The sequence below is a fragment of the Acinetobacter apis genome (genome assembly GCF_900197575.1).
GTDB lineage: Bacteria > Pseudomonadota > Gammaproteobacteria > Pseudomonadales > Moraxellaceae > Acinetobacter > Acinetobacter apis.
This window is the reverse complement of the sequence record NZ_FZLN01000002.1, coordinates 19458-41645: the sequence shown is the minus strand read 5'-3', so window position 1 is coordinate 41645 and position 22188 is coordinate 19458. Positions and strand designations below refer to the sequence as shown.

Here is a 22188-nt window from a genome sequence, read left to right as displayed (position 1 = left end):
TTTCAAAACTAAAATTATTTGATTTTAGCTTCTTTGAAAATCACGTGCTGACGGATTTTTGGATCAAATTTTTTGATTTCCATTTTTTCCGGCATAGTACGTTTGTTCTTCGTCGTCGTGTAGAAATAACCTGTACCCGCAGAAGAAACTAGGCGAATTTTGTCACGCATGGCAATGACTCCTTAGATCTTTTGGCCTTGAGCACGAAGATCAGCGATAACCTTTTCAATGCCCAATTTGTCGATAATACGCATACCTTTAGTTGTCAAACGAAGACGTACGAAACGCTTTTCGCTTTCTAACCAAAAACGGTGGTGATGCAGGTTCGGCTCGAACCGGCGCTTGGTTTTGTTGTTTGCGTGTGAGACGTTGTTACCAACGACTGGACGCTTGCCGGTAACTTGGCAAACCTTAGACATGGTGGAACTCCATTGATTTAGCCAACAGCAAACCTGTGGCCAGTCATAAAACAAACAGATTGAATTTATTCAAGGGGCGTTTTATATCAAAAATGCGCTTAAAAGACAAGCAAATTTGCATAAAAAAGCGTATTACGCAACGTAATAGCTCATGCCTTGATCATTTCTTGTAGCTTGGTTTATTGGTATTAGACAGGCGATTCAATCTGGCTTATTTCGTTATTTAAAACTCAAAAAAGCAGGTGAATCCCATCTAAATAAACTGTCCTAAAACGATGTGTTGCTTGGCATAACGGAATTTAGGAGATGCTACATTACTTTAAGCGCAGGGATAAAAACACCGAACTCTTAAAGTAAAAATCTTGTGATCGCAAATTATAGCTGAAACTTTTTAGCTTTTGTAGTCTGAATTTAATGATTCCTACATTCTATCTAAATATAACTGTTAAATTAGAGTAAAGGCTCTAGATATATGGTGCTATTTTATAGATAATAGGTCAGTCTTTGATGAAGGTGTAGTTGGATGGTGGCGGGTAAAAAGTTAAATACTAAGCAACGAATTTTAAATATGAGTTTAACGTTATTTAACGAAAAAGGAGAGCGCGCTGTTACAACCAACCATATTGCTGCTGCACTTGATATGAGCCCTGGAAATTTATACTACCATTACAGCAATAAACAAGAAATCATTAAAGCATTAACTGACCGATATCAAGAACAGACCTTAAAGATGCTTGAGTTGCCCAATGATCGGTCGGTCACAGCAAATGACAAAATAATTTATTTTAAAGCACTAAGTGATCAATTGTGGTCATACCGTTTTTTACATCGTGATGTATTTCATTTGGTTGAGCGAGATCAACATTTCAATCAAGATTATGCAGATTTTGCTAAGCGTGTGATGCATAAAGTGCAAAAGCTTTATCAGGCCTTTGTTCAAGCGGGGTTAATGAAGCTGACTTCTATTGAAATGGAAGCTTTAATTATTAATATTTGGATTATCTTAACCAATTGGACCAACTTCTTATTTATGTCAGGTCATCTGAATGACAGTAATCATTTACAAGAAAAGTGGTCGATGCTTGCGTTAAAACAGCTTGTGATCTTAGAGTCACCATATTTACTTGGTGAGAGTCAAAAAACCTATCAGCAATTTTTAGCTTCTTTTGATGAAAATGTATGGTTCATGAATGATGGGTTAATGACAGACAACAAAAATGATGTGTGAATATGATTAAAAAGGGGTAATATACCCGGCTAACTTTTTTGTATGAATAAGTGATATCCATTGACATGAATACTAGTACCGCAAACACAGCTCGCCTTTTGATTACATGTGAAGATAAGCCAGGTATTGTACAAGCCGTATCAAGCTTTTTATACCATCATGGCGCAAACATTACTGCGCTTGATCAATATGCAACAGAAGCGCAGGGCGGACAATATTTCATGCGTGTGGAATTCGAGCTTGAGCATTTGCAAAATCGAAAAGATACATTGTTGCAAACCTTTGAAAGTAATGTTGCAACACGATACCAAATGCAATGGCATTTAACATTTGTTGGCGACCTAAAGAAAGTCGGAATTTTGGTATCTAAGGTTGATCATGCCTTGTACGAGCTACTATGGCGCTATGCACGTGGCTTATTGCCTTGTGAAATTACCCATGTTGTATCGAATCATGAAACATTGCGTTCAGCAGTAGAGCAGTTTGGTCTACCTTTTACCGTTGTCAAAGTAACAAAAGACAATAAAGAAGAAGCAGAGGCAGAAATTCAACGCATTATGGATGGCAATGATTTATTGGTGCTTGCTCGCTATATGCAAATTTTGAGTGAAGATTTTGTGTCAAAATGGCCAATGAAAGTGATTAATATCCATCACTCATTCTTGCCTGCGTTTGTTGGTGCTAATCCATATAAACAAGCATATGAAAAAGGTGTAAAGCTGATTGGCGCAACTGCACATTATGTGACAGCCGACTTAGACCAAGGTCCAATTATTGAGCAAGATGTCGAGCGTGTTGGGCATGAATATAATGTAGACCAACTTCGTGAATTGGGTCAGGATGTCGAGCGTAATGTCTTGGCACGTGCTGTGCGTTGGCATTTAGAAGACCGTATTATTGTAGATGGCACAAAAACAGTCGTCTTCTAAAACACAACCATGATAAAAAGGCATGTATATATACATGCCTTTTTTTATTGTTCGTCGTCAGCAGATGCTTCAGGAATATCGGATAGCTTAACGCCATCTAATGTTTGATCTAAAGTATAGTTTAATCGACCTGCCATAACGCTTGCCAATTCTTCTAAGCCCTGCTTATTTAGAGATGAGAACAATTGAATTGAAAAATTTAAATTCATTTTCTTTAATCGTTGCTTAACATCAAGTAATGCTTGATTGGCAGGTCCACGATTTAACTTATCTGATTTGGTCAGTAAAATGTGTACAAAAAGCTGTCTAGAGTATGCCCATTCGAGCATCATCAAGTCAAAGTGCTGTAAGGGGTGGCGAATGTCCATTAATAGGACTAAGCCTTGAAGGCTTTGGCGTTGAATAAGATAGTTTTCTAATTCTTTTTGCCATACGCGCTTCATTTCCTCAGGTACAGCTGCATAACCATAACCCGGTAAATCCACAAGACGTTGATCAGGATTACCCAAGCTAAAAAAGTTGAGCATTTGTGTGCGCCCAGGTCTCTTTGAGGCACGTGCAAGCTGTCGTTGGTTGGTTAAAGCATTAATTGCGCTTGACTTGCCTGCATTTGAGCGGCCAGCAAAAGCAATTTCATAGCCTGTATCTTCAACACACAAACTTAGCTTTGGTGCGCTCATTAAAAATTCAGCACTACGTAGCCAATTTAAACTTTGCGATGCATATGCTGTCAAAGCAGGGTCAGGCTGTTTCTCATAGCTAATTTTTTGCTTTGGTGCAAGTTTGGCTTTGGTGTCTTTAGATTTCGCATAACGATGCATATACAATTCACAACGAATAACAGGTTTGCCATAGTATAAAGCAAATCGTGCAATTACTGAAAATTTAGATTCATCCAGCAAAATAGCGAATGATTAGAGTGGTTATATTGTATGTGAATGCTGTCTTTGAATAACTCGTTATAGGTGAACTTAACTAATTTTGAAGTTATTGATTGAAAATGCTGTTTTGCATATTGTTAAATTTAAAAATTATTGAAAATAATAAAGAATTCAAGCGTTATCACGACATCGCATATTGTACAAACTTGTAAAAAAACGCTGAACTGATCAAAACTTGGCTTTAATTTTGCAGGTAATACCATCAACAGGGTTTTATGCAGAATTAAAATGAAACAGAATTTAAGGGTACATTGTTTTCAACATGCCATATATGATGGCGCGATTAGCTCGCATGATTATTTGTTGCGTCATGGTGCACATATCACCACTACGGAATTTTTTGCTTTGCCTCAAGATGCTGAAATTGAAATAGATGCACTGCCTCTGCCTACAGATGTTGACTTGTTGATGGTCATGGGAAGCCAATTAAATGTAGAAGATGAGGCTAATTTGCCTTGGTTAAAAATTGAAAAACGTTGGATTAGACGTTATTTGGCTGCCAATAAGCCACTAATTGGCTTAGGTGCGGGCGGGCAGTTGGTTGCAAGTGCTTTGGGTTCAGCTGTGGTAAAACCACAAGATCGTATTGGACCAAATTGGGTGAAAGTACATGGTGTGAATGGCTTGCCATCGCATTGTTTTCAGGTTCCGCCATCGATTGATGTAATGTCGTGGTATGGTGGTGAAACTTTCGATATTCCTAAAGGTGCAATTCATTTGGCAATGAGTAATGATAGTGCAAACCAAGCCTATCAGCTGAAAAATAATATTTTAGGTTTTCAATTTTGTCCTGAAATGACGCCAGAACACTTGAATCGCTATTTAGAAGAGCATCAAAATAGTGCCGAAGATTATTTAACTCAATTTGACTATCAGTCTTTATTGGCAAAAGAGTCATTTTTAAGAAATAACGACCTGTTAGTGAAAGCTATTGAATTTGTTTTAAGATAATTGAAATGATTTCATAGTGTGGAATTGTAGATTGAATCTAAGCATGGATGATGATTTAGAATCAAATGGATTTTGTGTATTTAAATAATTCATTTTATTCTGGATTAGTCGGTGAATGCTATGTTGTAGCGCATTCACCCCAGATAGTACGTGAAATGATGCGATAGAGATGCTGATGAATAAATATACAAAAACTTATGGTCAAATCGCTTAAAAAAATTTGCTTAAGCATTAAACAGCGGTTATACTAAGTGACCCTCGAATAAGAGGGGTGGTGAGTAATATTATATATACTCCCATATCGTTACAGTCGTGGCATCGATCATGACCTTAGTGATTTTCACTACCCTTGACACTTACCAACTATAGGTGAGATGCGTCATGGGTGATTCTTTACATATTTGGCTTGGAGTTTACTGGTATGTCTAACCAGAGAATCCGTATCCGTCTTAAGTCTTTTGATCATCGTCTGATTGATCAATCTGCTCAAGAGATCGTAGAAACAGCAAAGCGTACTGGTGCACAAGTGTGTGGTCCAATCCCGATGCCTACTCGCATCGAACGCTTCAACGTTCTGACTTCACCGCACGTAAACAAAGATGCGCGTGATCAGTATGAAATCCGCACCTACAAGCGTTTAATCGACATTGTTCAACCAACAGACAAAACTGTTGATGCATTGATGAAATTAGATTTAGCAGCTGGTGTTGACGTTCAGATCGCATTGGGATAAGGCTTGTCGGTTGATTAACGTTGTTAATCAAGCCGCATTTTAAGAGGTTTACACACATGGCTATTGGTTTAGTCGGTCGTAAGTGCGGTATGACCCGTATCTTTACAGAAGCCGGCGTTTCTGTGCCAGTTACAGTGATTGAAGTTGATCCAAATCGTATCACTCAAATCAAAACACTTGAAACTGATGGTTATCAAGCTGTTCAAGTAACTACTGGCGAACGTCGTGAATCACGCGTTACAAATGCTCAAAAAGGTCACTTTGCAAAAGCTAGCGTTGCTGCTGGTCGCTTAGTGAAAGAATTCCGTGTAACGGAAGCTGAGCTTGAAGGTCGCGAAATTGGCGGAACTATCGGAGTAGATTTGTTCACAGTAGGTCAAATTCTTGACATTACTGGACAATCAAAAGGTAAAGGTTTCCAAGGTGGTGTTAAGCGTTGGAATTTCCGTACGCAAGACGCAACTCATGGTAACTCTTTGTCTCACCGTGCAGTAGGTTCTACTGGTCAAAACCAAACACCTGGACGCGTATTTAAAGGCAAAAAAATGCCTGGTCACTTAGGTGATGATCGCGTTACAGTTCAAGGTCTTGAAGTTGTATCTATCGATGCTGAACGTTCTATCGTAGTTGTTAAAGGTGCAATCCCTGGCGCAACTGGTGGTGACGTGATTCTTCGTCCTACTATCAAGGCTTGAGGGGAAATAACGTGAATTTAACTACTGTTTCCGGCTCTGCTGTTGAATTATCTGAAGTTGCTTTCGGACGCGAATTCAATGAAGCACTTGTACACCAAGTGGTCACTGCGTATTTAGCAGGTGGTCGTCAAGGTTCTCGTGCTCAAAAATCACGTGCTGATGTATCTGGTGGTGGTATTAAACCATTCCGTCAAAAAGGTACTGGCCGTGCTCGTGCAGGCTCTATTCGTAGCCCAATCTGGGTAGGTGGTGGTAAAACTTTTGCTGCTCGCCCACAAGATTGGTCTCAAAAAGTTAACCGTAAAATGTATCGCGGTGCAATGCAATGTATCTTAGCTGAACTTGTTCGCCAAGATCGTTTAATTTTGGTTGAAGATGTTCAAGTATCTGCACCAAAAACGAAAGAATTGATTGCAAAGCTTGGCGAATTAAATGCACCACGTGCATTAATCGTGACTGATGCGGTTGAAGAAAACTTGTATCTTGCAGCACGCAACATTCCACACGTTGCTGTGGTTGATGCAGGCACAATCGATCCTGTAAGTTTGATTGCGTTTGATAAAGTTGTGATGTCTGTGGCTGCTGCTAAGAAAATTGAGGTAGAACTCGGATGAACAACGAACGTATCTATCAAATCCTTCGTGGACCAGTTTTTTCAGAAAAAGCACAAGTTTTAGGCGAAACTGCTGGTGTTCAAGTGTTTAAAGTTGATATCAATGCGACTAAGCTTGAAATCAAAAAAGCAGTTGAACAACTTTTTGGTGTTGATGTTGTGAAAGTAAATACAACAATCACTAAAGGTAAATCTAAACGCTTTGGTAAAACATTAGGACGTCGTTCTGATGTTAAAAAAGCATACGTCACCCTGAAAGCTGGCCAAGATGTAGAAATGGCTGACTTGGGCGATACCGCTGAAAGCACAGCGGAATAAGGACGAGAATTATGCCTATTCAAAAATGTAAGCCAACGTCTCCAGGACGTCGCTTTGTAGAGAAAGTGGTTCATGATCACTTGTACAAAGGCCGCCCTTTTGCTGCGTTGGTAGAAAGTAAAAAAAGAACAGGTGGCCGTAATAACAATGGTCATATTACTACTCGCCATGTAGGCGGTGGTCATAAACAAAACTATCGTATTATCGATTTCAAACGTAATAAAGATAGTGTTCCTGCAACTGTAGAACGTATTGAGTACGATCCTAACCGTACAGCGCATATTGCTTTATTGAAATATGCTGACGGTGAACGTCGATACATTATTGCGCCTAAAGGCTTGCGTGCTGGCGATAAAGTACAATCTGGTAACGATGCACCAATTCGTCCAGGTAACTGCTTACCGTTACGTAACATGCCAATCGGTTCAACACTACATAATATTGAATTGAAAATCGGCAAAGGCGCGCAATTAGCTCGTTCTGCAGGTACTTCAGTTCAGTTATTGGGTCGTGACGGTTCTTATGCAATTCTTCGTCTTCGTTCAGGCGAGATGCGTAAAGTTCATGTTGAATGTCGTGCTGTAATTGGTGAAGTATCTAACCAAGAAAGCAACCTACGCTCACTTGGTAAAGCTGGTGCTTCACGCTGGCGTGGTGTTCGTCCTACCGTACGTGGTATGGCAATGAACCCAGTTGACCACCCACATGGTGGTGGTGAAGGGCGTAATAAAGGTATTCAACCTGTAAGCCCATGGGGTCAAAAAGCGAAAGGGTACAAAACACGTACCAATAAGCGTACGACTAAGATGATTATTCGCGACCGTCGCGTTAAGTAACAAGTAAAGGAATCTGACTAATGCCTCGTTCATTGAAAAAAGGCCCATTCGTCGATGCGCACTTGTTCGCTAAGATTGAAGCGGCTGTTGCAAATAATACTCGCAAGCCGATTAAAACTTGGTCTCGTCGTTCGATGATCCTCCCAGACTTTGTTGGTTTAACAATTTCTGTTCATAATGGCCGTAACCATGTTCCAGTAATTATTTCTGAGCATATGGTTGGTCACAAACTCGGTGAATTCGCGCCAACCCGTACCTATCGTGGTCACGGTGTTGACAAGAAGTCTAAACGTTAAGGGTGCTATGATGGAAGTTACTGCAAAACTACGCGGTGCCGCTATCTCGGCACAAAAGACACGTTTAGTGGCTGATCTAATCCGTGGCAAATCAGTTGCACGTGCACTTGATATCTTAAACTTCAGCAACAAAAAAGCTGCAGTTTTAGTGAAAAAAGCGCTTGAGTCTGCAATTGCAAATGCTGAGCATAATAACAGCTTAGATGTTGACGACTTAAAAGTATCAACAATCTATGTTGATGAAGGTGTGAGCCTGAAACGTATTATGCCACGTGCGAAAGGTCGTGCGGATCGTATCACTAAGCGTACTTGTCACATCACTGTTAAGGTAGGAGTTTGATATGGGTCAGAAGGTTCATCCAATCGGTATCCGCCTAGGTGTTGTGAAACGTCATAACGCTAATTGGTATGCGAGTCCGAAACAATATTCTGAATATTTATTAAAAGATCTTCAAGTTCGTGAGTTTTTAAATAAAAAACTTAAAAGCGCGATGATCAGCAAAATTCTTATCGAACGCCCTACAGGCGCAGCAAAAGTGACTATTAGCACTGCTCGCCCAGGTATCGTTATTGGTAAGAAAGGCGAAGATATTGAGAAATTACAGCGCGAATTAACTGCAATCATGGGTATTCCTGCGCAAGTCAGCATCAACGAAATTGATCGTCCAGACTTAGACGCTCGTTTAGTTGCTGATGCAATTGCATCTCAACTTGAAAAGCGTGTAATGTTCCGTCGTGCAATGAAGCGTGCAGTTCAAAACTCAATGCGTGCTGGTGCGAAAGGGATCAAAGTTGAAGTTTCTGGCCGTCTAGGTGGCGCTGAAATCGCTCGTACAGAATGGTATCGTGAAGGTCGTGTACCTTTACATACATTACGTGCGGACATCGATTATGCTCCTGTACGTGCTGAAACGACTTACGGTACGATTGGTGTTAAAGTTTGGATTTTCCGTGGTGAAATCTTGGGCGGCATGAAGCAAGTCATGAACCCAGCACCACAAGAAGATCGTCCAGCGAAACGCGGTCGTGGTCGTGGCGGTGAAGGTCAAGAGCGTCGTGGTCGTCGCAATGATCGTTCTACTGCTAAAGGAGAATAATTCATGTTGCAACCGAAACGTACAAAATTCCGTAAACTGCAAAAAGGCCGTAACACAGGTCTTGCACACCGCGGAAGTACTGTATCATTTGGTACGATTGCACTTAAATCAGTTGAACGTGGTCGTATGACTGCGCGTCAAATTGAAGCTGCACGTCGTACAATTAGCCGTCGCGTAAAACGTGGTGGTAAAATCTTTATCCGTGTATTCCCAGACAAACCAATTACTCAAAAGCCTTTAGAAGTGCGTATGGGTAAAGGTAAAGGTAGTGTGGAATATTGGGTTTGTGAAATCAAACCAGGTAAGATCCTTTACGAGATGGAAGGTGTAAGCGAAGAATTAGCGCGTGAAGCATTTGCTTTAGCAGCAGCTAAACTTCCGTTTAAAACTGCTATCGTGAATCGGACGGTGATGTAATGAAAACTAATGATCTACGCGAAAAATCGGTAGAGGAATTGCAAGCTATTCTTGATGAAACACAGCTTAATCAATTCCGTCTTCGTATGGCAAAAGCAACCGGTCAACTGGGCAAAACGCACGAAGTGCAAGTTGCTCGTAAAACAGTTGCTCGTGTTAAGACACTCCTCACCGAAAAACAGGGGAACGGACAATGAGTGAAAATATAGTCCGCACGTTAACCGGCAAGGTTGTAAGCGACAAAATGGAAAAATCTATTGTTGTGCTTATCGAACGCCGCGTTCAACACCCGTTGTATGGCAAATCAATCCGCCGTTCAACAAAATTACACGCTCATGATGAGAACAATGTTGCTAAAGTTGGCGATGTTGTAACCATTAAAGAAAGCCGCCCAATTTCTAAAACTAAAGCATGGACTTTAGTGGAAGTAGTTGAAGCAGCTGTTGAGTAAATAGACGTTCTTGTTGCATCATCGGTCAATTTCAAGTACGCTATGCGTCTTTCGAAATTGTGACCGGTGATGCTCGGTTTTGGAGTAGGGCAATGATTCAAACCGAAACTATGCTTGACGTAGCAGACAACAGTGGTGCACGCCGCGTACAATGTATTAAAGTACTTGGTGGTTCACACCGTCGTTATGCTTCAGTTGGCGATATAATTAAAGTTACTGTAAAAGAAGCAATCCCACGTGGTCGTGTTAAAAAAGGCGACGTGATGAATGCAGTTGTTGTACGTACAAAGTTTGGTATTCGTCGCCAAGATGGTTCTGTGATCCGTTTTGATGACAATGCTGCTGTTTTGTTGAACAACAATAAAGCACCGATTGCGACTCGTATCTTTGGACCAGTGACTCGTGAACTTCGTACTGAACAGTTTATGAAGATTATTTCATTAGCTCCTGAAGTTCTATAAAGAGGCAATCATGGCTAAAATCAGAAAAGGCGATCAAATTGTTGTGATCGCAGGTAAAGAAAAAGGCAAACAGGGCACTGTTTTGTCTGTTTCAGAAGACCGCATTAAGGTTGAAGGCCTTAATTTAGTGAAGAAGCATCAAAAGCCAAACCGAGCAACTGGTACCGAAGGTGGTATCGTGACTCAAGAGGCTGCGCTTCATATTTCTAACGTGGCAATATTAAACGCTACAACCCAAAAGGCTGACCGTATTGGTTACCAGTATGACGAAAACGGCGTGAAAACGCGTGTTTACAAGTCAAACGGTGAATCAGTGGCGGCAGCAAAGTAATAGGTTGACACAGGCTATGGCCAGACTTAAAACACGCTACAATGAAGAGCTCAAGGCAAAGTTACAAGAAGAACTTGGTCTAAAAAATGTGATGGAAATTCCACGCATTACTAAAATTACGCTCAATATGGGTGTAGGTGCTGCTGCTGCTGATAAGAAATTATTAGATGGCGCACTTTCTGATATGCAACTTATTGCAGGTCAGAAACCAGTACTTACGCTTGCTCGCAAATCAATCGCTGGTTTTAAAATCCGTGATGGTTGGCCGATCGGATGTAAAGTTACATTACGTGGCGAGCAAATGTACGAATTCTTAGACCGTTTGATCTCTATTGCAATCCCTCGTATTCGTGACTTCCGTGGTTTTTCTTCAAAATCATTTGATGGTCGTGGAAACTATTCTTTGGGCTTGAAAGAGCAAATCGTTTTCCCTGAAATCGATTTTGACAAGATTGATCGTATTCGTGGTATGGATATTACTGTTACTACGACTGCTCGCACCGATGACGAAGGCCGTGCGCTTATGCGTTCATTTGGCTTTCCGTTCAAATAAGAGGTCGATATGGCTAAGAAAGGTATGGTTAATCGCGAATTAAAACGCGAAAAAACAGTTGCTAAGTTTGCTGCAAAACGTGCTGAATTAAAGGCAGTAATTGCAAATGTAAACGCAAGTGACGAAGAACGTTTCGAAGCAATGCTAAAATTACAAGCATTGCCACGTAATGCATCTCCAGTACGTCTTCGCAACCGTTGTGGTTTAACAGGTCGCCCTCATGGTTACTTCCGTAAGTTCGGTCTAAGCCGTAACAAATTACGTGATACAGTAATGCAAGGTGATGTACCTGGCGTTGTGAAAGCTAGCTGGTAAGGGGCGACTATATGAGTATGCAAGATACCGTTGCCGACATGCTAACACGTGTTCGTAACGCACAAATGGCAAAAAAACACACTGTGTCTATGCCAAGCTCTAATTTAAAAGTTTCGATTGCAAACGTTTTAGAGCAAGAAGGTTATGTTTCAAATGTAGAAGTTGCTGATAATGAAGGCAAAGCTACTTTGACTATTACCCTAAAATATTTTGAAGGCAAACCAGTTATCGAAACTGTGAAACGCGTAAGCCGTCCAGGTCTACGTCAGTATCGTGGTAAAGATAAACTACCTAGCGTTAAGCAAGGTTTAGGTATTGCAATTGTTTCTACAAGCAAAGGCATCATGACTGATCGCGCTGCACGTGCTGCGGGCATCGGTGGTGAAGTTATTGCTTTTGTTTCTTAATAGGTGATTCCTCATGTCTCGTGTGGCTAAAGCCCCAGTAACTGTACCTAATGGTGTAGCAGTTACTCAGAACGGCCGGCAGGTCGAAGTGAAAGGCACTAAAGGTACTTTGTCTTTCACCCTGCATGCGCTGGTCGAGCTAAAACAGGAAGAAGGTAAACTTCAACTTGCTCCAGTTAAAAACTCGCAAGATGCTTGGATGCAAGCTGGTACTGCTCGCGCTGTATTAAATAATCTTGTTAAGGGTGTTAGTGACGGCTTTGAACGCAAACTACAATTAGTAGGTGTTGGTTATAAAGCTGCCATTAAAGGCAATGTTGTGAACTTAAACTTAGGTTTTTCACATCCAATTGACTACCCATTACCTGAAGGTGTAACTGCAGAAACACCAACGCCAACAGAAATTTTGCTGAAATCAGCAAACAAACAACTGTTAGGTCAAGTGGCTGCTAACATTCGTGCATACCGTTCTCCTGAACCATATAAAGGTAAAGGTGTTCGCTATTCGGATGAAGTTATTCTTCGTAAAGAAGCTAAGAAGAAATAGGGCGCGAGGTTCTTATGAACGAAAAGAAACAATCCCGTTTACGTCGTGCAAAAAGCACACGTTTGCACATTCGTGCATTGGGTGCGACTCGCCTGTGTGTCAACCGCACACCGCGTCACATCTATGCTCAAGTTATCTCTGCAGATGGTGGCAAAGTATTAGCGCAAGCTTCTACTTTAGATGCCTCTTTACGTAGCGATACAACAGGTAATATTAAAGCAGCGACCGCAGTTGGTGCTTTGATTGCAGAACGCGCTAAAGCGGCTGGTGTAACTAAAGTTGCATTTGATCGTTCTGGTTTTAAATATCATGGTCGTATCAAAGCTTTAGCTGATGCTGCTCGTGAAAGCGGCTTGGAGTTCTAATCATGGCGAAAGTTGAACAAAACGAAGGTCTCGTTGAGAAGCTGGTTGCCGTTGATCGTGTAGCCAAAGTTGTAAAAGGTGGTCGTATTTTCTCTTTCACAGCATTAACTGTGGTAGGTGATGGTAACGGTCGCGTGGGTTTTGGTCGTGGTAAAGCACGTGAAGTTCCAGCTGCAATCTCTAAAGCTTTGGAAGCTGCTCGTCGTAACATGATTACTGTAGATCTTAGTGGAAATACATTACAACACCCTGTGAATGCTCGTCATGGTGCAAGCCGTGTTTACATGCAACCTGCCTCTGAAGGTACAGGTGTTATTGCCGGTGGTGCAATGCGCGCTGTTTTAGAAGCTGCAGGTGTACACAACGTACTTGCTAAATGTTATGGTTCTACTAATGCTGCTAACGTAGTTAACGCGACTTTTAATGGTCTGCGTGATATGACTTCTCCTGAGAAAGTCGCTGCGAAACGTGGTAAAACAGTAGCAGAAATTCAAGGGTAATCAATCATGAAAACGATTAAAGTTACCCAGACTAAATCTTCTTCGCATCGTTTGAAAAATCACAAACTTTGCCTACAAGGTCTAGGTCTGCGTCGTATCGGTCATACTGTAGAAGTGCAAGATACTCCTTCTAACCGTGGTATGATCAATCAAGTCTACTATATGGTTAGTGTAGAGGAATAAACCATGACTCTGCGTTTAAATGAATTATCACCTGCAGAAGGTGCAAAACGTGAACACCGTCGCTTGGGCCGTGGTATTGGTTCTGGTGTTGGTAAGACTGGTGGTCGCGGTGTAAAAGGTCAAAAATCACGTAAAAGCGGTGGCGTACGCCCAGGCTTTGAAGGTGGTCAAACAGCGATTTATCGTCGTTTACCTAAATTCGGTTTTACAAGTCAATTGGCTCTAAAAACTGCTGAAGTTCGTGTTTCTGAATTAAATAAAGTGGAAGGCGACATTGTTAGCCTAGAAACTTTGAAAGCAGCTAACGTTGTACGTCGTGATAAAACACGCGCGCGCATTGTGCTTTCTGGTGAAGTTACTCGTGCATTCACTGTCAAAGGTGTTGCTTTGACTAAAGGCGCTAAAGCTGCTGTTGAAGCTGCTGGCGGTAAAGTCGAGGAGTAAATACGAGTGTCTATGTCTCCTAGTTCTTCAAGTCATGTCCACATGATGAAAAACCAACCGTTTCATGTGAAATATCGTGAAATCATTCGTCGCATGGTCTTTCTGATCTGTGCGTTATTGGTTTTTCGACTAGGATCGCATATTCCCGTACCTGGCATTAATAATGCAGCACTTGAGCAACTGTTTAACGCAAACCAAGGTACTATTCTCGGTTTGTTTAATACATTCTCAGGTGGTGCATTGCAAAGAATGTCTATTCTTGCTTTAGGAATTATGCCGTATATCTCTGCATCAATTATCGTGCAGTTAATGTCGACAGTGATTCCTTCACTCGAAGCTTTGAAAAAAGAAGGCGAGCAGGGTAAGCGTAAAATTAATCAATATACACGTCAAGGCACCTTGGTATTAGCCATTGTGCAAGCAACAGGGATGTGTGCTGGATTAATAGGTCAGGGTATTACCCTGACTTCTGGTTTGGCATTTTATATTCCTGCTGTGACCTCTTTAATTGCAGGAACAATGTTCCTAATGTGGCTTGGAGAACAAATTACCGAACGTGGTGTTGGTAATGGTATCTCAATGATTATTTTTGCAGGGATTGTTGCAAATTTACCAAACTTGGTATTGCAATCATTCTCTGGAATTGAAAATGGTCAAACAAGCTTGATTGGACTTGTTGCAATGGTTTTAATTGCACTCGCAGTATTAGTGGCGATTGTGTTTATTGAAAAAGCACAACGTCGTATTGCTGTAAATTATGCGCAAAAACAACAGGGTCGTCGTGTATTTACTGCACAGCAAACACACTTACCGTTAAAGATTAATATGGCAGGTGTGATCCCTGCTATTTTTGCAAGCTCGCTTTTATTATTTCCTGCGAGTTTAGGACAGTGGGTTGGCAGTGCAGATCCTAATGCTGGCTTTGTTAAGCGTGCATTACAAGATTTAGCGCTGGTTTTATCGCCTGGACATAGTTTGTATTTAATACTCTTTGCTGCTTTAATTATTTTCTTTTGTTACTTTTATACTGCGCTCATGTTTAGCCCAAAAGAAGTTTCAGAGAATTTAAAACGTAGTGGAGCGTATGTGCCTGGTATACGCCCAGGGGAGCAAACAGCTCGTTATTTAGATCATATTCTCAATCGTTTGACGTTTATTGGTGCAATTTATATTACCATCATTTGTTTAATGCCAATGCTATTACAAAATATTTTTGGCATGACAATGGATGTTGGTGGAACATCATTGTTAATTGTTGTGGTTGTTGTGATGGATTTCATGGCTCAATTACAATCGCATTTAACATCTCACCAATATGACAATCAAACATTGATGAAAAAAACGACAGCTCATCCTAAGGGATAAGCGCACTTAGAGGTTTCATCATGAAAGTACAAGCTTCTGTAAAGAAAATCTGTGGTAGCTGTAAAGTTATCCGTCGTAATGGGGTTATCCGCGTAATTTGTAACGCAGAACCTCGTCATAAACAGCGTCAAGGTTAATAATCTAACTTAGACTGTTGATTTAAGTAGGTGAATTGAGTTAATATCCGCTCCTTAAGAAATTTAATGGGCGGTTACTAGATTCGACCGCCTTTTTGGAGAAAGTGAATGGCTCGTATTGCCGGCGTAAATATCCCGGATAACAAGCACGCTGTTATCTCCCTCACTTACATTTTTGGTGTTGGTCGCCACACTGCAAAGAATATTCTTGCAGCTGCTGGTATTGGCTTGACCACTAAAGTACGTGAGTTGGATGATGCACAGCTTGATGCGATTCGCGCAGAAGTTGCCAAGGTTCCTACCGAAGGTGACTTACGTCGTGAAATTTCCATGAACATTAAACGTTTAATGGATCTAGGCTGCTACCGCGGTCTTCGTCATCGTCGTAGCTTGCCTGTCCGCGGTCAACGCACGAAAACTAACGCACGTACCCGTAAAGGTCCGCGCAAACCGATTAAAAAGTAAGATTCTGGAAGCTAAAAGATGGCTAAAGATACACGCGCACGCAAGAAGGTCACTCGTACCGTCTCTGAAGGTGTTGCACACATTCACGCTTCTTTTAATAACACCATTGTAACGATTACCGATCGTCAAGGTAATGCATTGGCTTGGGCTACCTCAGGTGGACAAGGCTTCCGTGGTTCACGTAAATCAACTCCGTTTGCTGCTCAGGTAGCTGCTGAAGTTGCTGGTAAAGCAGCTTTGGATTACGGTTTGAAAAACTTGGAAGTCCTTGTAAAAGGCCCAGGTCCTGGTCGTGAGTCTGCGGTTCGTGCATTAGGCGCAGTGGGTTATAAAATTAGCAGTATTACCGATGTGACACCAATTCCTCACAACGGTTGTCGTCCACCCAAAAAACGTCGCGTATAAGGAGAAACATTCATGGCTCGTTATATTGGTCCAAAATGCAAACTCTCTCGCCGCGAAGGGACAGACCTGCAGTTGAAATCTGGCGTCAAACCATTTGATGTCAAAACAAAAAAACATGCGAAAGCTCCTGGCCAACATGGTCAGTCTCGTGCAAAACAATCAGAGTATTCACTACAATTACGTGAAAAACAAAAAGTACGTCGTATGTACGGTGTGTTAGAGCGTCAATTTAGTAATTACTATAAAGAAGCTGCTCGTGTTAAAGGCGCTACAGGCGAAAACTTACTACAGTTGCTTGAAAGCCGCTTAGATAACGTTGTGTATCGCATGGGCTTTGGTTCTACACGTGCAGAAGCTCGTCAGCTTGTCAGTCACCGCTCAATCACTTTAAATGGCCGTCGTGTAAACATTGCGTCTATTCAAGTTAAAGCTGGCGACGTCATTGCTGTACATGAAGGTGCTAAACAACAACTTCGTATTAAAAACGCAGTTGAACTAGCGACTCAACGTGGCTTACCAACTTGGATTGAGATTGATCATTCTAAAATGGAAGGTACGTTTAAAGCTGCACCAGATCGTTCTGATCTACCTGCTGAAATCAACGAAAGCTTGATTGTAGAATTGTATTCTAAATAATCCTTGAGGTAGCAATAATGACGCGTACTGCAAACGAGTTTCTAACTCCGCAAGCGATCAAGGTCGAAGCGGCAAGCGGGACCTCGGCAAAAGTGATTCTTGAACCATTAGAACGTGGCTTTGGCCATACTCTTGGTAATGCTCTACGTCGCATTTTATTATCTTCTTTACCTGGCGCTGCTGTGGTTGAAGTTGAAATAGAAGGCGTTGAGCACGAGTACAGTACTTTAGAAGGCTTGCAGCAGGACATCGTCGAGCTCTTGCTGAACCTTAAAGGATTGTCGATCAAGCTGTTCGATCAAAATGAAGCATATTTAACATTAGAAAAGCAAGGTCCTGGCGATGTAACTGCGGCAGACCTTCGTTTACCTCATAATGTTGAGTTGGTTAACCCTGAACATGTGATTGGTACATTGAGTGCTACAGGCGCGTTAAAAATGCGTTTGAAAGTGGCTCAAGGTCGTGGTTATGAAACATCTGACTCGCGTTTCCCGGAAGGTGAAACACGTCCTGTAGGTCGCCTACAGTTAGATGCAAGTTATAGCCCTATCAAACGTATTTCATACACCGTTGAAAACGCGCGTGTTGAACAACGTACTGACCTTGATAAGCTTGTCATTGATCTTGAAACAAATGGTACAGTTGATCCTGAAGAAGCAATCCGCAAAGCGGCAACAATCTTGCAACAACAAATTGCAATTTTTGTTGACCTTCAAAAAGATCAAACTCCAGTTGCTCAAGAACCTCGTGAAGAAGTTGATCCAATCTTGCTTCGTCCAGTAGATGATCTAGAGCTTACTGTTCGTTCTGCGAATTGTTTAAAAGCAGAAAATATTTATTACATTGGCGATCTTGTTCAACGTACTGAAGTTGAGTTATTAAAAACTCCTAACTTAGGTAAAAAATCGTTAACAGAGATCAAAGATGTGTTGGCATCGAAAGGCTTACAACTAGGTATGCGTCTTGAAAACTGGCCACCAGCTAGTCTTCGTTTAGATGACCGTTTTGCCTATCGTAGCCGTTAATTAAGTAGGACTATCACCATGCGTCATCGTAATAGTGGTGTGAAATTAGGCCGTACAAGCAGCCACCGTAAGGCGTTGTTTCAAAATTTAGCAAATGCACTTGTTGAGCATGAGCTAATTAAAACAACTTTACCTAAGGCGAAAGAACTTCGTCGTGTTGCTGAGCCTTTAATCACTTTAGCTAAAAACGATACAGTAGCAAACCGTCGTATTGCGTTTGCTCGTACTCGTAATGCAGCAATTGTTGGTAAATTATTTACCGTTCTAGGCCCTCGTTACAAAGAACGTAATGGCGGCTATACTCGCGTGCTTAAAGCAGGCTTCCGTGCTGGAGATGCAGCACCGATGGCTTATGTTGAGCTTGTAGAGCGTGAAGTAACAACTTCTGCAGAATAAATGAATTAAATAAAAAAGGCCGGTTTTCCGGCCTTTTTTATTGTCTTCAAAACGGTATTATAGGTTGATAGCCACAGCAGAGTTAAAAAATGGATTTGACATTAGAACAAAGACAAGTCATTTATCGTGCAAGACGCGGTTTAAAAGAACTAGATATTTATTTCGATCCTTATGTAAAACATCATTATGTGCATGCAGATTTAGATGAACAGGCTGTGTTTAAAGACTTAATTGCAGAAGAAGATCCAGATTTATTAGATTGGTTTATGGAGGCAGCTGAACCACCATCAATTAACTATAAAATGCTAATCCAAAAATTAAAACATTATGTCCATGGATAAGCCAACTGAAATTCAGTGTCAACGTAAATTGAGTTATTGGCAATTGGCGATGCATATGTTTTTCATCATAACGATAGAATGGATTGCATTACATATTTTGCCATGGCCGTATCTTATTTTACTTGCCGTCATTTTCAGTCTAGCGATGTATTATCATTTAAAGAAACAAAGGCACATGCTTTCATGTGCCATGTTAGAACATCATACATGGACTTTTTTGTATGAAGATGATTGTGTTGAGCGTTACAACGTCACACAGATTATTGATCACCATCTATATTTTGTATTTTACTTTGAGACAGGCATATTTGCTCGCTCACAAGTCATTTGGAAAGATCAATTGTCAGCTTGTGATTATCGTAAGATGAAAGTCTATGCCAAATTGTATTAACGAGATTTAGGTTTAAATTGAATGACACCAATATCATCTGCAGTATGCTGAACCGCTACCGCTGAGGTAACATCAGCAAATGTTGGTCGCTTATCATTGTAATCACATTCAATACATTCAATATGCTCATTTCCACCATCATCAGTGAACATCACAATACGATCAATCGCATTACATTTAGGGCATTTTACGCCTGCAATAAATCTTTTTTTCATACCATGATGCTCATTGAAAATTTTAAGTTAAACAGAACTCGTGGTGGTCCAGCCTTGGTGTTTAAGTAGGGCATCAATTTTTGGTGCTCTTCCTCGGAAATTAATAAATGCATCTAAGGCTTCATCTTTACCGCCTACAGCTAAAATACATGACCTAAAAGATTGACCCGTCTTTTGATTAAATACACCTTCTTGCTCAAATCGTTCAAAAGCATCACTTGCTAATACTTCAGCCCATTTATATGAGTAATAGCCTGCAGCATATCCGCCTGCAAATATATGGCTAAAGCCATGCTGGAAGCGGTTATACGGTACAGTCGGTAGCACAGAAATCTGAGCGCGAATTTCATTTAATTGCGTTTGAATTTCATCACGATCTAATGCTTTGTCTTGCATATGAATGGTAAGATCGAATAAGGCGAATTCAAGTTGACGAAGCGTTTGCATACCAGACTGAAAGAATCGTGCATTTAAAAGCGCATCAAGCAATTCTTGAGGCAAGGTATCTTGTGTTGTGACATGTGCTGTAAGTTGGTCAAGTGCAGTTTTATCCCAACTCCAAAACTCCATAAATTGGCTTGGTAATTCTACAGCATCCCATGCCACACCATTGACACCTGCAACCGAAATATTGTCAACTTCAGTGAGCATATGATGCAAGCCATGTCCAAACTCGTGAAATAATGTCAGTACTTCATCATGTGTTAAAAGCGCAGGTTGGTTGGCCACTGGCGGTGTAAAATTACATACCATATAACACATCGGTTTTTGCAACCCTGCTTGAGTTTGCATACGTGACAAAGCACCATTCATCCATGCGCCACCGCGTTTTCCACTTCTAGCATATAAATCAAAGTAAAATGCAGCAATCACTTGTCCATGATCTTCAATCTCATAGTATTTGACATCTTTATGCCAAACAGGCGCTTCACGTTCAACAATATTCACATTATAAATTTGCTTTACGATACTGAATAACCCATCAACCACTTTAGGCGCAGGAAAATAAGGCTTAAGAGCTTCTTGTGACAAATTAAATTGTTGTTGCTTGAGCTTTTCTGAATAATATGTCGTATCCCATGGTTGCAAATCTGTGATTCCATCCTGACTCGCAATCGCTTTAAGTTCTGCAATTTCACGTTGTGCAGGTGCTCGTGCGTGTTCTGCTAAATCAAATAGGAACTGATGCACGGTATTGACATCAGGTGCCATTTTGCTGGCTAAAGAGAGGTCAGCATAATGCTTAAAACCAAGCAACTTGGCTTTTTCTTGCCGTAATTGCAAAATTTCTTCCATGATTTCGGTATTATCGAATTCAGGTGCATTGCCTTGATCAGAGGCTTTCGTGCTATAAGCACGGTATAAAGCCTCTCTTAATTCACGATCTTCAGCATACGTCATAATCGCAAGGTAAGATGGAAACTCTAAGGTGGCCGCAGGCTGAGTAAGCTTATGCTGTTCACCATACTGGGTCAGCAATTCAACAGCGCTCTGAGGTAATCCTTTTAGCTGATCTTCATTTAATGGCAATACATAGGCTTGTGTTGCGTCTAATACATGATTCGAAAAATCAGAAGAAAGCTGTGAAAGACGTGCAGAAATATCTGCAAAACGTTTCTTTTTTTCACCCTCTAGTGCTACACCTGACAATTTAAAATCACGTAATGACAGTCGAATCGCACTTTGTTGTGCATCTGAGAGCGTTGTTAAAATTTCGCTATCATAAATGTGCTGATAGGTCTGAAATAATACGGTATGTTGCCCAATTTGAGTATAGAATTGGCTAAGGTTAGGTAGTACCGATTGGTAAACTTCACGTGTCTCAGCATTGCTCATTACTGCGTTTAAATGTGACAGTGTTCCCCATGATTTGTCTAGGTCATTAGTGAAAAGATCAAGCTGGGTAATGACATCAAGTTGTTGTGTTGAGTGTTCAGGTACAGCATGGAGCTGATCTAAAAATGATTGTCCATTTTGAATAATATGTTCAATTTGTGTTTTAAGTTCAGAAACTTGAACTTGAGAAAAATCGATAATAGGCAGTGTAGCTGCTTGTTGTGTCATTGAATGTCTACCTATGTTGATAAAATAATGAAGTGCTATAGATAGATGTAAGTCTTCCACACCGTGAAATCAAGGCAAAATAGTAATTTATTTCTGTTCTTTTGATGTTGTCTGGTCATTTGCTGAAGTTTTGAGTAAAGCAAACCAATACAAAGGCCATTTGCGTTTAGAAAAAATACCGTAAACAAAAGCAGTTATGATGACAAGTAGGATTGAGCCGGAGAGTACAGGAGTAAATAAAAACGACCAATCATAGCTCGTGGTATGCGCAGTTAAAAGCAATACCAATGGATTTGCCCCAGCAGGTGGATGGACACATTGAAAATATTGCATACAAGCAATGGCAAGTCCGACAGCAAGTGACATGCTGATAAGGGATGCCCCAATGGTTTTTAAGAACAGAAGTCCAATGAATGCAGAAATAAAATGCCCCAAGATAATGTTTCTAGGCTGTGCAAGTGGTGACATCGGGGCTGCATAGAGTAAAACACAAGTGGCGCCAAATGGTGCCATGATCATGACATGGTGGCTCCATTGTGTGAGCAACAACAGGCATAAAATACAGATTGACCCGCCAAAAAATGCCAACATAATTTCTTTTAGCGGTACTTTTGGAGGGAGTTTTTCTTGACCGTTTATTAAATTTAGCATATTTATGTTCCTTTAAATATGGCATGCAGATGCGCTATTTATTTTATAGTACAAATTTGTACTTTTT

The 22188-nt window shown here is 40.9% G+C and carries 39 protein-coding genes; 33 read left to right on the top strand and 6 right to left on the bottom strand.

Annotation, left to right across the window (positions count from 1 at the left end):
- Nucleotides 1-14: 14 nt before the first annotated feature.
- Complete coding sequence (rpmG, locus tag CFY84_RS06750) at nt 15-170, bottom strand: 50S ribosomal protein L33 (protein ID WP_001205031.1); 156 nt, start codon at nt 168-170, stop codon at nt 15-17.
- Between the two features lie 12 nt (nt 171-182).
- A complete protein-coding gene (gene rpmB, locus CFY84_RS06745) occupies nt 183-419 on the bottom strand; it encodes a 50S ribosomal protein L28 (RefSeq protein WP_031952295.1) in 237 nt (78 codons plus the stop codon).
- A 523-nt stretch (nt 420-942) separates the two neighbouring features.
- Here rpmB and CFY84_RS06740 point away from each other — a divergent pair.
- Entirely contained in the window at nt 943-1647 is a 705-nt protein-coding gene (locus CFY84_RS06740; RefSeq protein WP_088823462.1) for a TetR/AcrR family transcriptional regulator, read from the top strand.
- A gap of 65 nt (nt 1648-1712) precedes the next feature.
- On the top strand, nt 1713-2576 hold the full coding sequence (purU, locus tag CFY84_RS06735; RefSeq protein WP_088823461.1) for a formyltetrahydrofolate deformylase: 864 nt from the start codon (nt 1713-1715) through the stop codon (nt 2574-2576).
- A gap of 44 nt (nt 2577-2620) precedes the next feature.
- On the opposite strand, the gene yihA is transcribed toward purU, so the two are convergent.
- On the bottom strand, nt 2621-3397 hold the full coding sequence (gene yihA / locus CFY84_RS06730; RefSeq protein ID WP_088823719.1) for a ribosome biogenesis GTP-binding protein YihA/YsxC: 777 nt from the start codon (nt 3395-3397) through the stop codon (nt 2621-2623).
- 348 nt (nt 3398-3745) lie between these two features.
- Here yihA and CFY84_RS06725 point away from each other — a divergent pair, with 348 nt between their 5' ends.
- The 31 genes from CFY84_RS06725 to CFY84_RS06575 all read left to right on the top strand — a co-directional run bounded on the left by CFY84_RS06725 (nt 3746) and on the right by CFY84_RS06575 (nt 19191).
- Nucleotides 3746-4468: a type 1 glutamine amidotransferase gene (locus CFY84_RS06725; RefSeq protein WP_088823460.1), complete on the top strand. Its 723-nt coding sequence runs from the start codon at nt 3746-3748 to the stop codon at nt 4466-4468.
- A gap of 421 nt (nt 4469-4889) precedes the next feature.
- On the top strand, nt 4890-5201 hold the full coding sequence (gene rpsJ / locus CFY84_RS06720) for a 30S ribosomal protein S10 (protein ID WP_000070912.1): 312 nt from the start codon (nt 4890-4892) through the stop codon (nt 5199-5201).
- A gap of 56 nt (nt 5202-5257) precedes the next feature.
- Nucleotides 5258-5896 carry a 50S ribosomal protein L3 gene (rplC, locus tag CFY84_RS06715; protein WP_088823459.1) on the top strand — a complete coding sequence of 213 codons (639 nt, stop codon included), beginning with the start codon at nt 5258-5260 and terminating at the stop codon, nt 5894-5896.
- 11 nt (nt 5897-5907) lie between these two features.
- Nucleotides 5908-6510 (top strand): 50S ribosomal protein L4, encoded by a 603-nt coding sequence (gene rplD / locus CFY84_RS06710; RefSeq protein ID WP_088823458.1) that lies wholly within the window; start codon nt 5908-5910, stop codon nt 6508-6510.
- Nucleotides 6507-6827 carry a 50S ribosomal protein L23 gene (rplW, locus tag CFY84_RS06705; RefSeq protein ID WP_088823457.1) on the top strand — a complete coding sequence of 107 codons (321 nt, stop codon included), beginning with the start codon at nt 6507-6509 and terminating at the stop codon, nt 6825-6827. Before rplD ends, rplW begins: the two co-directional genes overlap by 4 nt.
- Nucleotides 6828-6838: 11 nt before the next feature.
- Nucleotides 6839-7663, top strand: coding sequence for a 50S ribosomal protein L2 (rplB, locus tag CFY84_RS06700; RefSeq protein WP_088823456.1), 825 nt, complete (start codon nt 6839-6841; stop codon nt 7661-7663).
- Between the two features lie 20 nt (nt 7664-7683).
- Nucleotides 7684-7959, top strand: coding sequence for a 30S ribosomal protein S19 (gene rpsS / locus CFY84_RS06695; RefSeq protein ID WP_088823455.1), 276 nt, complete (start codon nt 7684-7686; stop codon nt 7957-7959).
- Between the two features lie 10 nt (nt 7960-7969).
- Entirely contained in the window at nt 7970-8299 is a 330-nt protein-coding gene (gene rplV, locus CFY84_RS06690; RefSeq protein WP_088823454.1) for a 50S ribosomal protein L22, read from the top strand.
- A gap of 1 nt (nt 8300) precedes the next feature.
- Nucleotides 8301-9056, top strand: a complete 756-nt coding sequence (gene rpsC, locus CFY84_RS06685) for a 30S ribosomal protein S3 (protein WP_088823453.1) — start codon at nt 8301-8303, stop codon at nt 9054-9056.
- 3 nt (nt 9057-9059) lie between these two features.
- Nucleotides 9060-9473 (top strand): 50S ribosomal protein L16, encoded by a 414-nt coding sequence (rplP, locus tag CFY84_RS06680; protein WP_088823452.1) that lies wholly within the window; start codon nt 9060-9062, stop codon nt 9471-9473.
- Nucleotides 9473-9670 carry a 50S ribosomal protein L29 gene (gene rpmC, locus CFY84_RS06675; RefSeq protein ID WP_088823451.1) on the top strand — a complete coding sequence of 66 codons (198 nt, stop codon included), beginning with the start codon at nt 9473-9475 and terminating at the stop codon, nt 9668-9670. Before rplP ends, rpmC begins: the two co-directional genes overlap by 1 nt.
- On the top strand, nt 9667-9924 hold the full coding sequence (gene rpsQ / locus CFY84_RS06670; protein ID WP_088823450.1) for a 30S ribosomal protein S17: 258 nt from the start codon (nt 9667-9669) through the stop codon (nt 9922-9924). Before rpmC ends, rpsQ begins: the two co-directional genes overlap by 4 nt.
- 92 nt (nt 9925-10016) lie before the next feature.
- A complete protein-coding gene (gene rplN / locus CFY84_RS06665) occupies nt 10017-10385 on the top strand; it encodes a 50S ribosomal protein L14 (protein WP_088823449.1) in 369 nt (122 codons plus the stop codon).
- A gap of 10 nt (nt 10386-10395) precedes the next feature.
- The gene (gene rplX, locus CFY84_RS06660; protein ID WP_088823448.1) at nt 10396-10716 is read left to right on the top strand and encodes a 50S ribosomal protein L24; all 321 of its coding nucleotides are present in this window, start codon (nt 10396-10398) and stop codon (nt 10714-10716) included.
- Between the two features lie 16 nt (nt 10717-10732).
- Complete coding sequence (rplE, locus tag CFY84_RS06655) at nt 10733-11269, top strand: 50S ribosomal protein L5 (protein WP_088823447.1); 537 nt, start codon at nt 10733-10735, stop codon at nt 11267-11269.
- Nucleotides 11270-11278: 9 nt separating this feature from the next.
- Complete coding sequence (gene rpsN, locus CFY84_RS06650) at nt 11279-11584, top strand: 30S ribosomal protein S14 (protein ID WP_088823446.1); 306 nt, start codon at nt 11279-11281, stop codon at nt 11582-11584.
- A gap of 11 nt (nt 11585-11595) precedes the next feature.
- Nucleotides 11596-11991 carry a 30S ribosomal protein S8 gene (gene rpsH / locus CFY84_RS06645; protein WP_088823445.1) on the top strand — a complete coding sequence of 132 codons (396 nt, stop codon included), beginning with the start codon at nt 11596-11598 and terminating at the stop codon, nt 11989-11991.
- A gap of 13 nt (nt 11992-12004) precedes the next feature.
- Nucleotides 12005-12538 (top strand): 50S ribosomal protein L6, encoded by a 534-nt coding sequence (gene rplF, locus CFY84_RS06640; protein ID WP_088823444.1) that lies wholly within the window; start codon nt 12005-12007, stop codon nt 12536-12538.
- 14 nt (nt 12539-12552) lie between these two features.
- Nucleotides 12553-12903: a 50S ribosomal protein L18 gene (gene rplR, locus CFY84_RS06635; RefSeq protein WP_088823443.1), complete on the top strand. Its 351-nt coding sequence runs from the start codon at nt 12553-12555 to the stop codon at nt 12901-12903.
- A gap of 2 nt (nt 12904-12905) precedes the next feature.
- Nucleotides 12906-13403 carry a 30S ribosomal protein S5 gene (gene rpsE, locus CFY84_RS06630; protein ID WP_088823442.1) on the top strand — a complete coding sequence of 166 codons (498 nt, stop codon included), beginning with the start codon at nt 12906-12908 and terminating at the stop codon, nt 13401-13403.
- 6 nt (nt 13404-13409) lie between these two features.
- On the top strand, nt 13410-13586 hold the full coding sequence (rpmD, locus tag CFY84_RS06625; protein WP_088823441.1) for a 50S ribosomal protein L30: 177 nt from the start codon (nt 13410-13412) through the stop codon (nt 13584-13586).
- A gap of 3 nt (nt 13587-13589) precedes the next feature.
- Nucleotides 13590-14030, top strand: a complete 441-nt coding sequence (gene rplO, locus CFY84_RS06620) for a 50S ribosomal protein L15 (protein WP_088823440.1) — start codon at nt 13590-13592, stop codon at nt 14028-14030.
- Nucleotides 14031-14075: 45 nt separating this feature from the next.
- Nucleotides 14076-15395, top strand: coding sequence for a preprotein translocase subunit SecY (gene secY / locus CFY84_RS06615; protein WP_171289064.1), 1320 nt, complete (start codon nt 14076-14078; stop codon nt 15393-15395).
- A 20-nt stretch (nt 15396-15415) separates the two neighbouring features.
- The gene (rpmJ, locus tag CFY84_RS06610; RefSeq protein ID WP_017395330.1) at nt 15416-15532 is read left to right on the top strand and encodes a 50S ribosomal protein L36; all 117 of its coding nucleotides are present in this window, start codon (nt 15416-15418) and stop codon (nt 15530-15532) included.
- A 108-nt stretch (nt 15533-15640) separates the two neighbouring features.
- Entirely contained in the window at nt 15641-15997 is a 357-nt protein-coding gene (gene rpsM, locus CFY84_RS06605) for a 30S ribosomal protein S13 (protein ID WP_088823438.1), read from the top strand.
- 18 nt (nt 15998-16015) lie between these two features.
- Nucleotides 16016-16402 (top strand): 30S ribosomal protein S11, encoded by a 387-nt coding sequence (gene rpsK, locus CFY84_RS06600; RefSeq protein ID WP_088823437.1) that lies wholly within the window; start codon nt 16016-16018, stop codon nt 16400-16402.
- Between the two features lie 12 nt (nt 16403-16414).
- Nucleotides 16415-17038 carry a 30S ribosomal protein S4 gene (gene rpsD, locus CFY84_RS06595; protein ID WP_088823436.1) on the top strand — a complete coding sequence of 208 codons (624 nt, stop codon included), beginning with the start codon at nt 16415-16417 and terminating at the stop codon, nt 17036-17038.
- Nucleotides 17039-17055: 17 nt separating this feature from the next.
- Nucleotides 17056-18063: a DNA-directed RNA polymerase subunit alpha gene (locus CFY84_RS06590; protein WP_088823435.1), complete on the top strand. Its 1008-nt coding sequence runs from the start codon at nt 17056-17058 to the stop codon at nt 18061-18063.
- An 18-nt stretch (nt 18064-18081) separates the two neighbouring features.
- On the top strand, nt 18082-18459 hold the full coding sequence (rplQ, locus tag CFY84_RS06585; protein ID WP_088823434.1) for a 50S ribosomal protein L17: 378 nt from the start codon (nt 18082-18084) through the stop codon (nt 18457-18459).
- A gap of 89 nt (nt 18460-18548) precedes the next feature.
- Nucleotides 18549-18800, top strand: coding sequence for an FAD assembly factor SdhE (locus CFY84_RS06580; protein ID WP_088823433.1), 252 nt, complete (start codon nt 18549-18551; stop codon nt 18798-18800).
- On the top strand, nt 18793-19191 hold the full coding sequence (locus CFY84_RS06575; protein ID WP_088823432.1) for a hypothetical protein: 399 nt from the start codon (nt 18793-18795) through the stop codon (nt 19189-19191). The genes CFY84_RS06580 and CFY84_RS06575 overlap by 8 nt, the downstream gene beginning before the upstream one ends.
- On the opposite strand, the gene CFY84_RS06570 is transcribed toward CFY84_RS06575, so the two are convergent.
- From CFY84_RS06570 to CFY84_RS06560, 3 genes are all read right to left on the bottom strand, one after another.
- Nucleotides 19188-19406: a YheV family putative zinc ribbon protein gene (locus CFY84_RS06570; RefSeq protein ID WP_088823431.1), complete on the bottom strand. Its 219-nt coding sequence runs from the start codon at nt 19404-19406 to the stop codon at nt 19188-19190. The genes CFY84_RS06575 and CFY84_RS06570 overlap by 4 nt on opposite strands.
- Before the next feature lie 27 nt (nt 19407-19433).
- Complete coding sequence (locus CFY84_RS06565) at nt 19434-21470, bottom strand: M3 family metallopeptidase (protein ID WP_088823430.1); 2037 nt, start codon at nt 21468-21470, stop codon at nt 19434-19436.
- Nucleotides 21471-21557: 87 nt separating this feature from the next.
- Entirely contained in the window at nt 21558-22121 is a 564-nt protein-coding gene (locus CFY84_RS06560) for an HPP family protein (protein ID WP_088823429.1), read from the bottom strand.
- Nucleotides 22122-22188: the final 67 nt, after the last annotated feature.

Coding starts and splice junctions, on each gene's coding strand:
- rpmC (WP_088823451.1), top strand. CDS start 9,473: ATGAAAACTAATGATCTACGCGAAAAATCGGTAGAGGAATTGCAAGCT.
- rpsJ (WP_000070912.1), top strand. CDS start 4,890: ATGTCTAACCAGAGAATCCGTATCCGTCTTAAGTCTTTTGATCATCGT.
- rpmG (WP_001205031.1), bottom strand. CDS start 170: ATGCGTGACAAAATTCGCCTAGTTTCTTCTGCGGGTACAGGTTATTTC.
- rplP (WP_088823452.1), top strand. CDS start 9,060: ATGTTGCAACCGAAACGTACAAAATTCCGTAAACTGCAAAAAGGCCGT.
- rpsN (WP_088823446.1), top strand. CDS start 11,279: ATGGCTAAGAAAGGTATGGTTAATCGCGAATTAAAACGCGAAAAAACA.
- rplC (WP_088823459.1), top strand. CDS start 5,258: ATGGCTATTGGTTTAGTCGGTCGTAAGTGCGGTATGACCCGTATCTTT.
- rpsH (WP_088823445.1), top strand. CDS start 11,596: ATGAGTATGCAAGATACCGTTGCCGACATGCTAACACGTGTTCGTAAC.
- CFY84_RS06560 (WP_088823429.1), bottom strand. CDS start 22,121: ATGCTAAATTTAATAAACGGTCAAGAAAAACTCCCTCCAAAAGTACCG.
- rplF (WP_088823444.1), top strand. CDS start 12,005: ATGTCTCGTGTGGCTAAAGCCCCAGTAACTGTACCTAATGGTGTAGCA.
- CFY84_RS06565 (WP_088823430.1), bottom strand. CDS start 21,470: ATGACACAACAAGCAGCTACACTGCCTATTATCGATTTTTCTCAAGTT.
- CFY84_RS06580 (WP_088823433.1), top strand. CDS start 18,549: ATGGATTTGACATTAGAACAAAGACAAGTCATTTATCGTGCAAGACGC.
- rplX (WP_088823448.1), top strand. CDS start 10,396: ATGGCTAAAATCAGAAAAGGCGATCAAATTGTTGTGATCGCAGGTAAA.
- CFY84_RS06740 (WP_088823462.1), top strand. CDS start 943: ATGGTGGCGGGTAAAAAGTTAAATACTAAGCAACGAATTTTAAATATG.
- CFY84_RS06590 (WP_088823435.1), top strand. CDS start 17,056: ATGACGCGTACTGCAAACGAGTTTCTAACTCCGCAAGCGATCAAGGTC.
- CFY84_RS06725 (WP_088823460.1), top strand. CDS start 3,746: ATGAAACAGAATTTAAGGGTACATTGTTTTCAACATGCCATATATGAT.
- CFY84_RS06575 (WP_088823432.1), top strand. CDS start 18,793: ATGGATAAGCCAACTGAAATTCAGTGTCAACGTAAATTGAGTTATTGG.
- rpmD (WP_088823441.1), top strand. CDS start 13,410: ATGAAAACGATTAAAGTTACCCAGACTAAATCTTCTTCGCATCGTTTG.
- rplO (WP_088823440.1), top strand. CDS start 13,590: ATGACTCTGCGTTTAAATGAATTATCACCTGCAGAAGGTGCAAAACGT.
- rplQ (WP_088823434.1), top strand. CDS start 18,082: ATGCGTCATCGTAATAGTGGTGTGAAATTAGGCCGTACAAGCAGCCAC.
- rpsK (WP_088823437.1), top strand. CDS start 16,016: ATGGCTAAAGATACACGCGCACGCAAGAAGGTCACTCGTACCGTCTCT.
- rplR (WP_088823443.1), top strand. CDS start 12,553: ATGAACGAAAAGAAACAATCCCGTTTACGTCGTGCAAAAAGCACACGT.
- purU (WP_088823461.1), top strand. CDS start 1,713: ATGAATACTAGTACCGCAAACACAGCTCGCCTTTTGATTACATGTGAA.
- rpmB (WP_031952295.1), bottom strand. CDS start 419: ATGTCTAAGGTTTGCCAAGTTACCGGCAAGCGTCCAGTCGTTGGTAAC.
- rpsD (WP_088823436.1), top strand. CDS start 16,415: ATGGCTCGTTATATTGGTCCAAAATGCAAACTCTCTCGCCGCGAAGGG.
- rplW (WP_088823457.1), top strand. CDS start 6,507: ATGAACAACGAACGTATCTATCAAATCCTTCGTGGACCAGTTTTTTCA.
- rpsC (WP_088823453.1), top strand. CDS start 8,301: ATGGGTCAGAAGGTTCATCCAATCGGTATCCGCCTAGGTGTTGTGAAA.
- CFY84_RS06570 (WP_088823431.1), bottom strand. CDS start 19,406: ATGAAAAAAAGATTTATTGCAGGCGTAAAATGCCCTAAATGTAATGCG.
- rplE (WP_088823447.1), top strand. CDS start 10,733: ATGGCCAGACTTAAAACACGCTACAATGAAGAGCTCAAGGCAAAGTTA.
- rpsE (WP_088823442.1), top strand. CDS start 12,906: ATGGCGAAAGTTGAACAAAACGAAGGTCTCGTTGAGAAGCTGGTTGCC.
- yihA (WP_088823719.1), bottom strand. CDS start 3,397: ATGCATCGTTATGCGAAATCTAAAGACACCAAAGCCAAACTTGCACCA.
- rpmJ (WP_017395330.1), top strand. CDS start 15,416: ATGAAAGTACAAGCTTCTGTAAAGAAAATCTGTGGTAGCTGTAAAGTT.
- rpsQ (WP_088823450.1), top strand. CDS start 9,667: ATGAGTGAAAATATAGTCCGCACGTTAACCGGCAAGGTTGTAAGCGAC.
- secY (WP_171289064.1), top strand. CDS start 14,076: ATGAAAAACCAACCGTTTCATGTGAAATATCGTGAAATCATTCGTCGC.
- rpsS (WP_088823455.1), top strand. CDS start 7,684: ATGCCTCGTTCATTGAAAAAAGGCCCATTCGTCGATGCGCACTTGTTC.
- rplN (WP_088823449.1), top strand. CDS start 10,017: ATGATTCAAACCGAAACTATGCTTGACGTAGCAGACAACAGTGGTGCA.
- rplB (WP_088823456.1), top strand. CDS start 6,839: ATGCCTATTCAAAAATGTAAGCCAACGTCTCCAGGACGTCGCTTTGTA.
- rplV (WP_088823454.1), top strand. CDS start 7,970: ATGGAAGTTACTGCAAAACTACGCGGTGCCGCTATCTCGGCACAAAAG.
- rpsM (WP_088823438.1), top strand. CDS start 15,641: ATGGCTCGTATTGCCGGCGTAAATATCCCGGATAACAAGCACGCTGTT.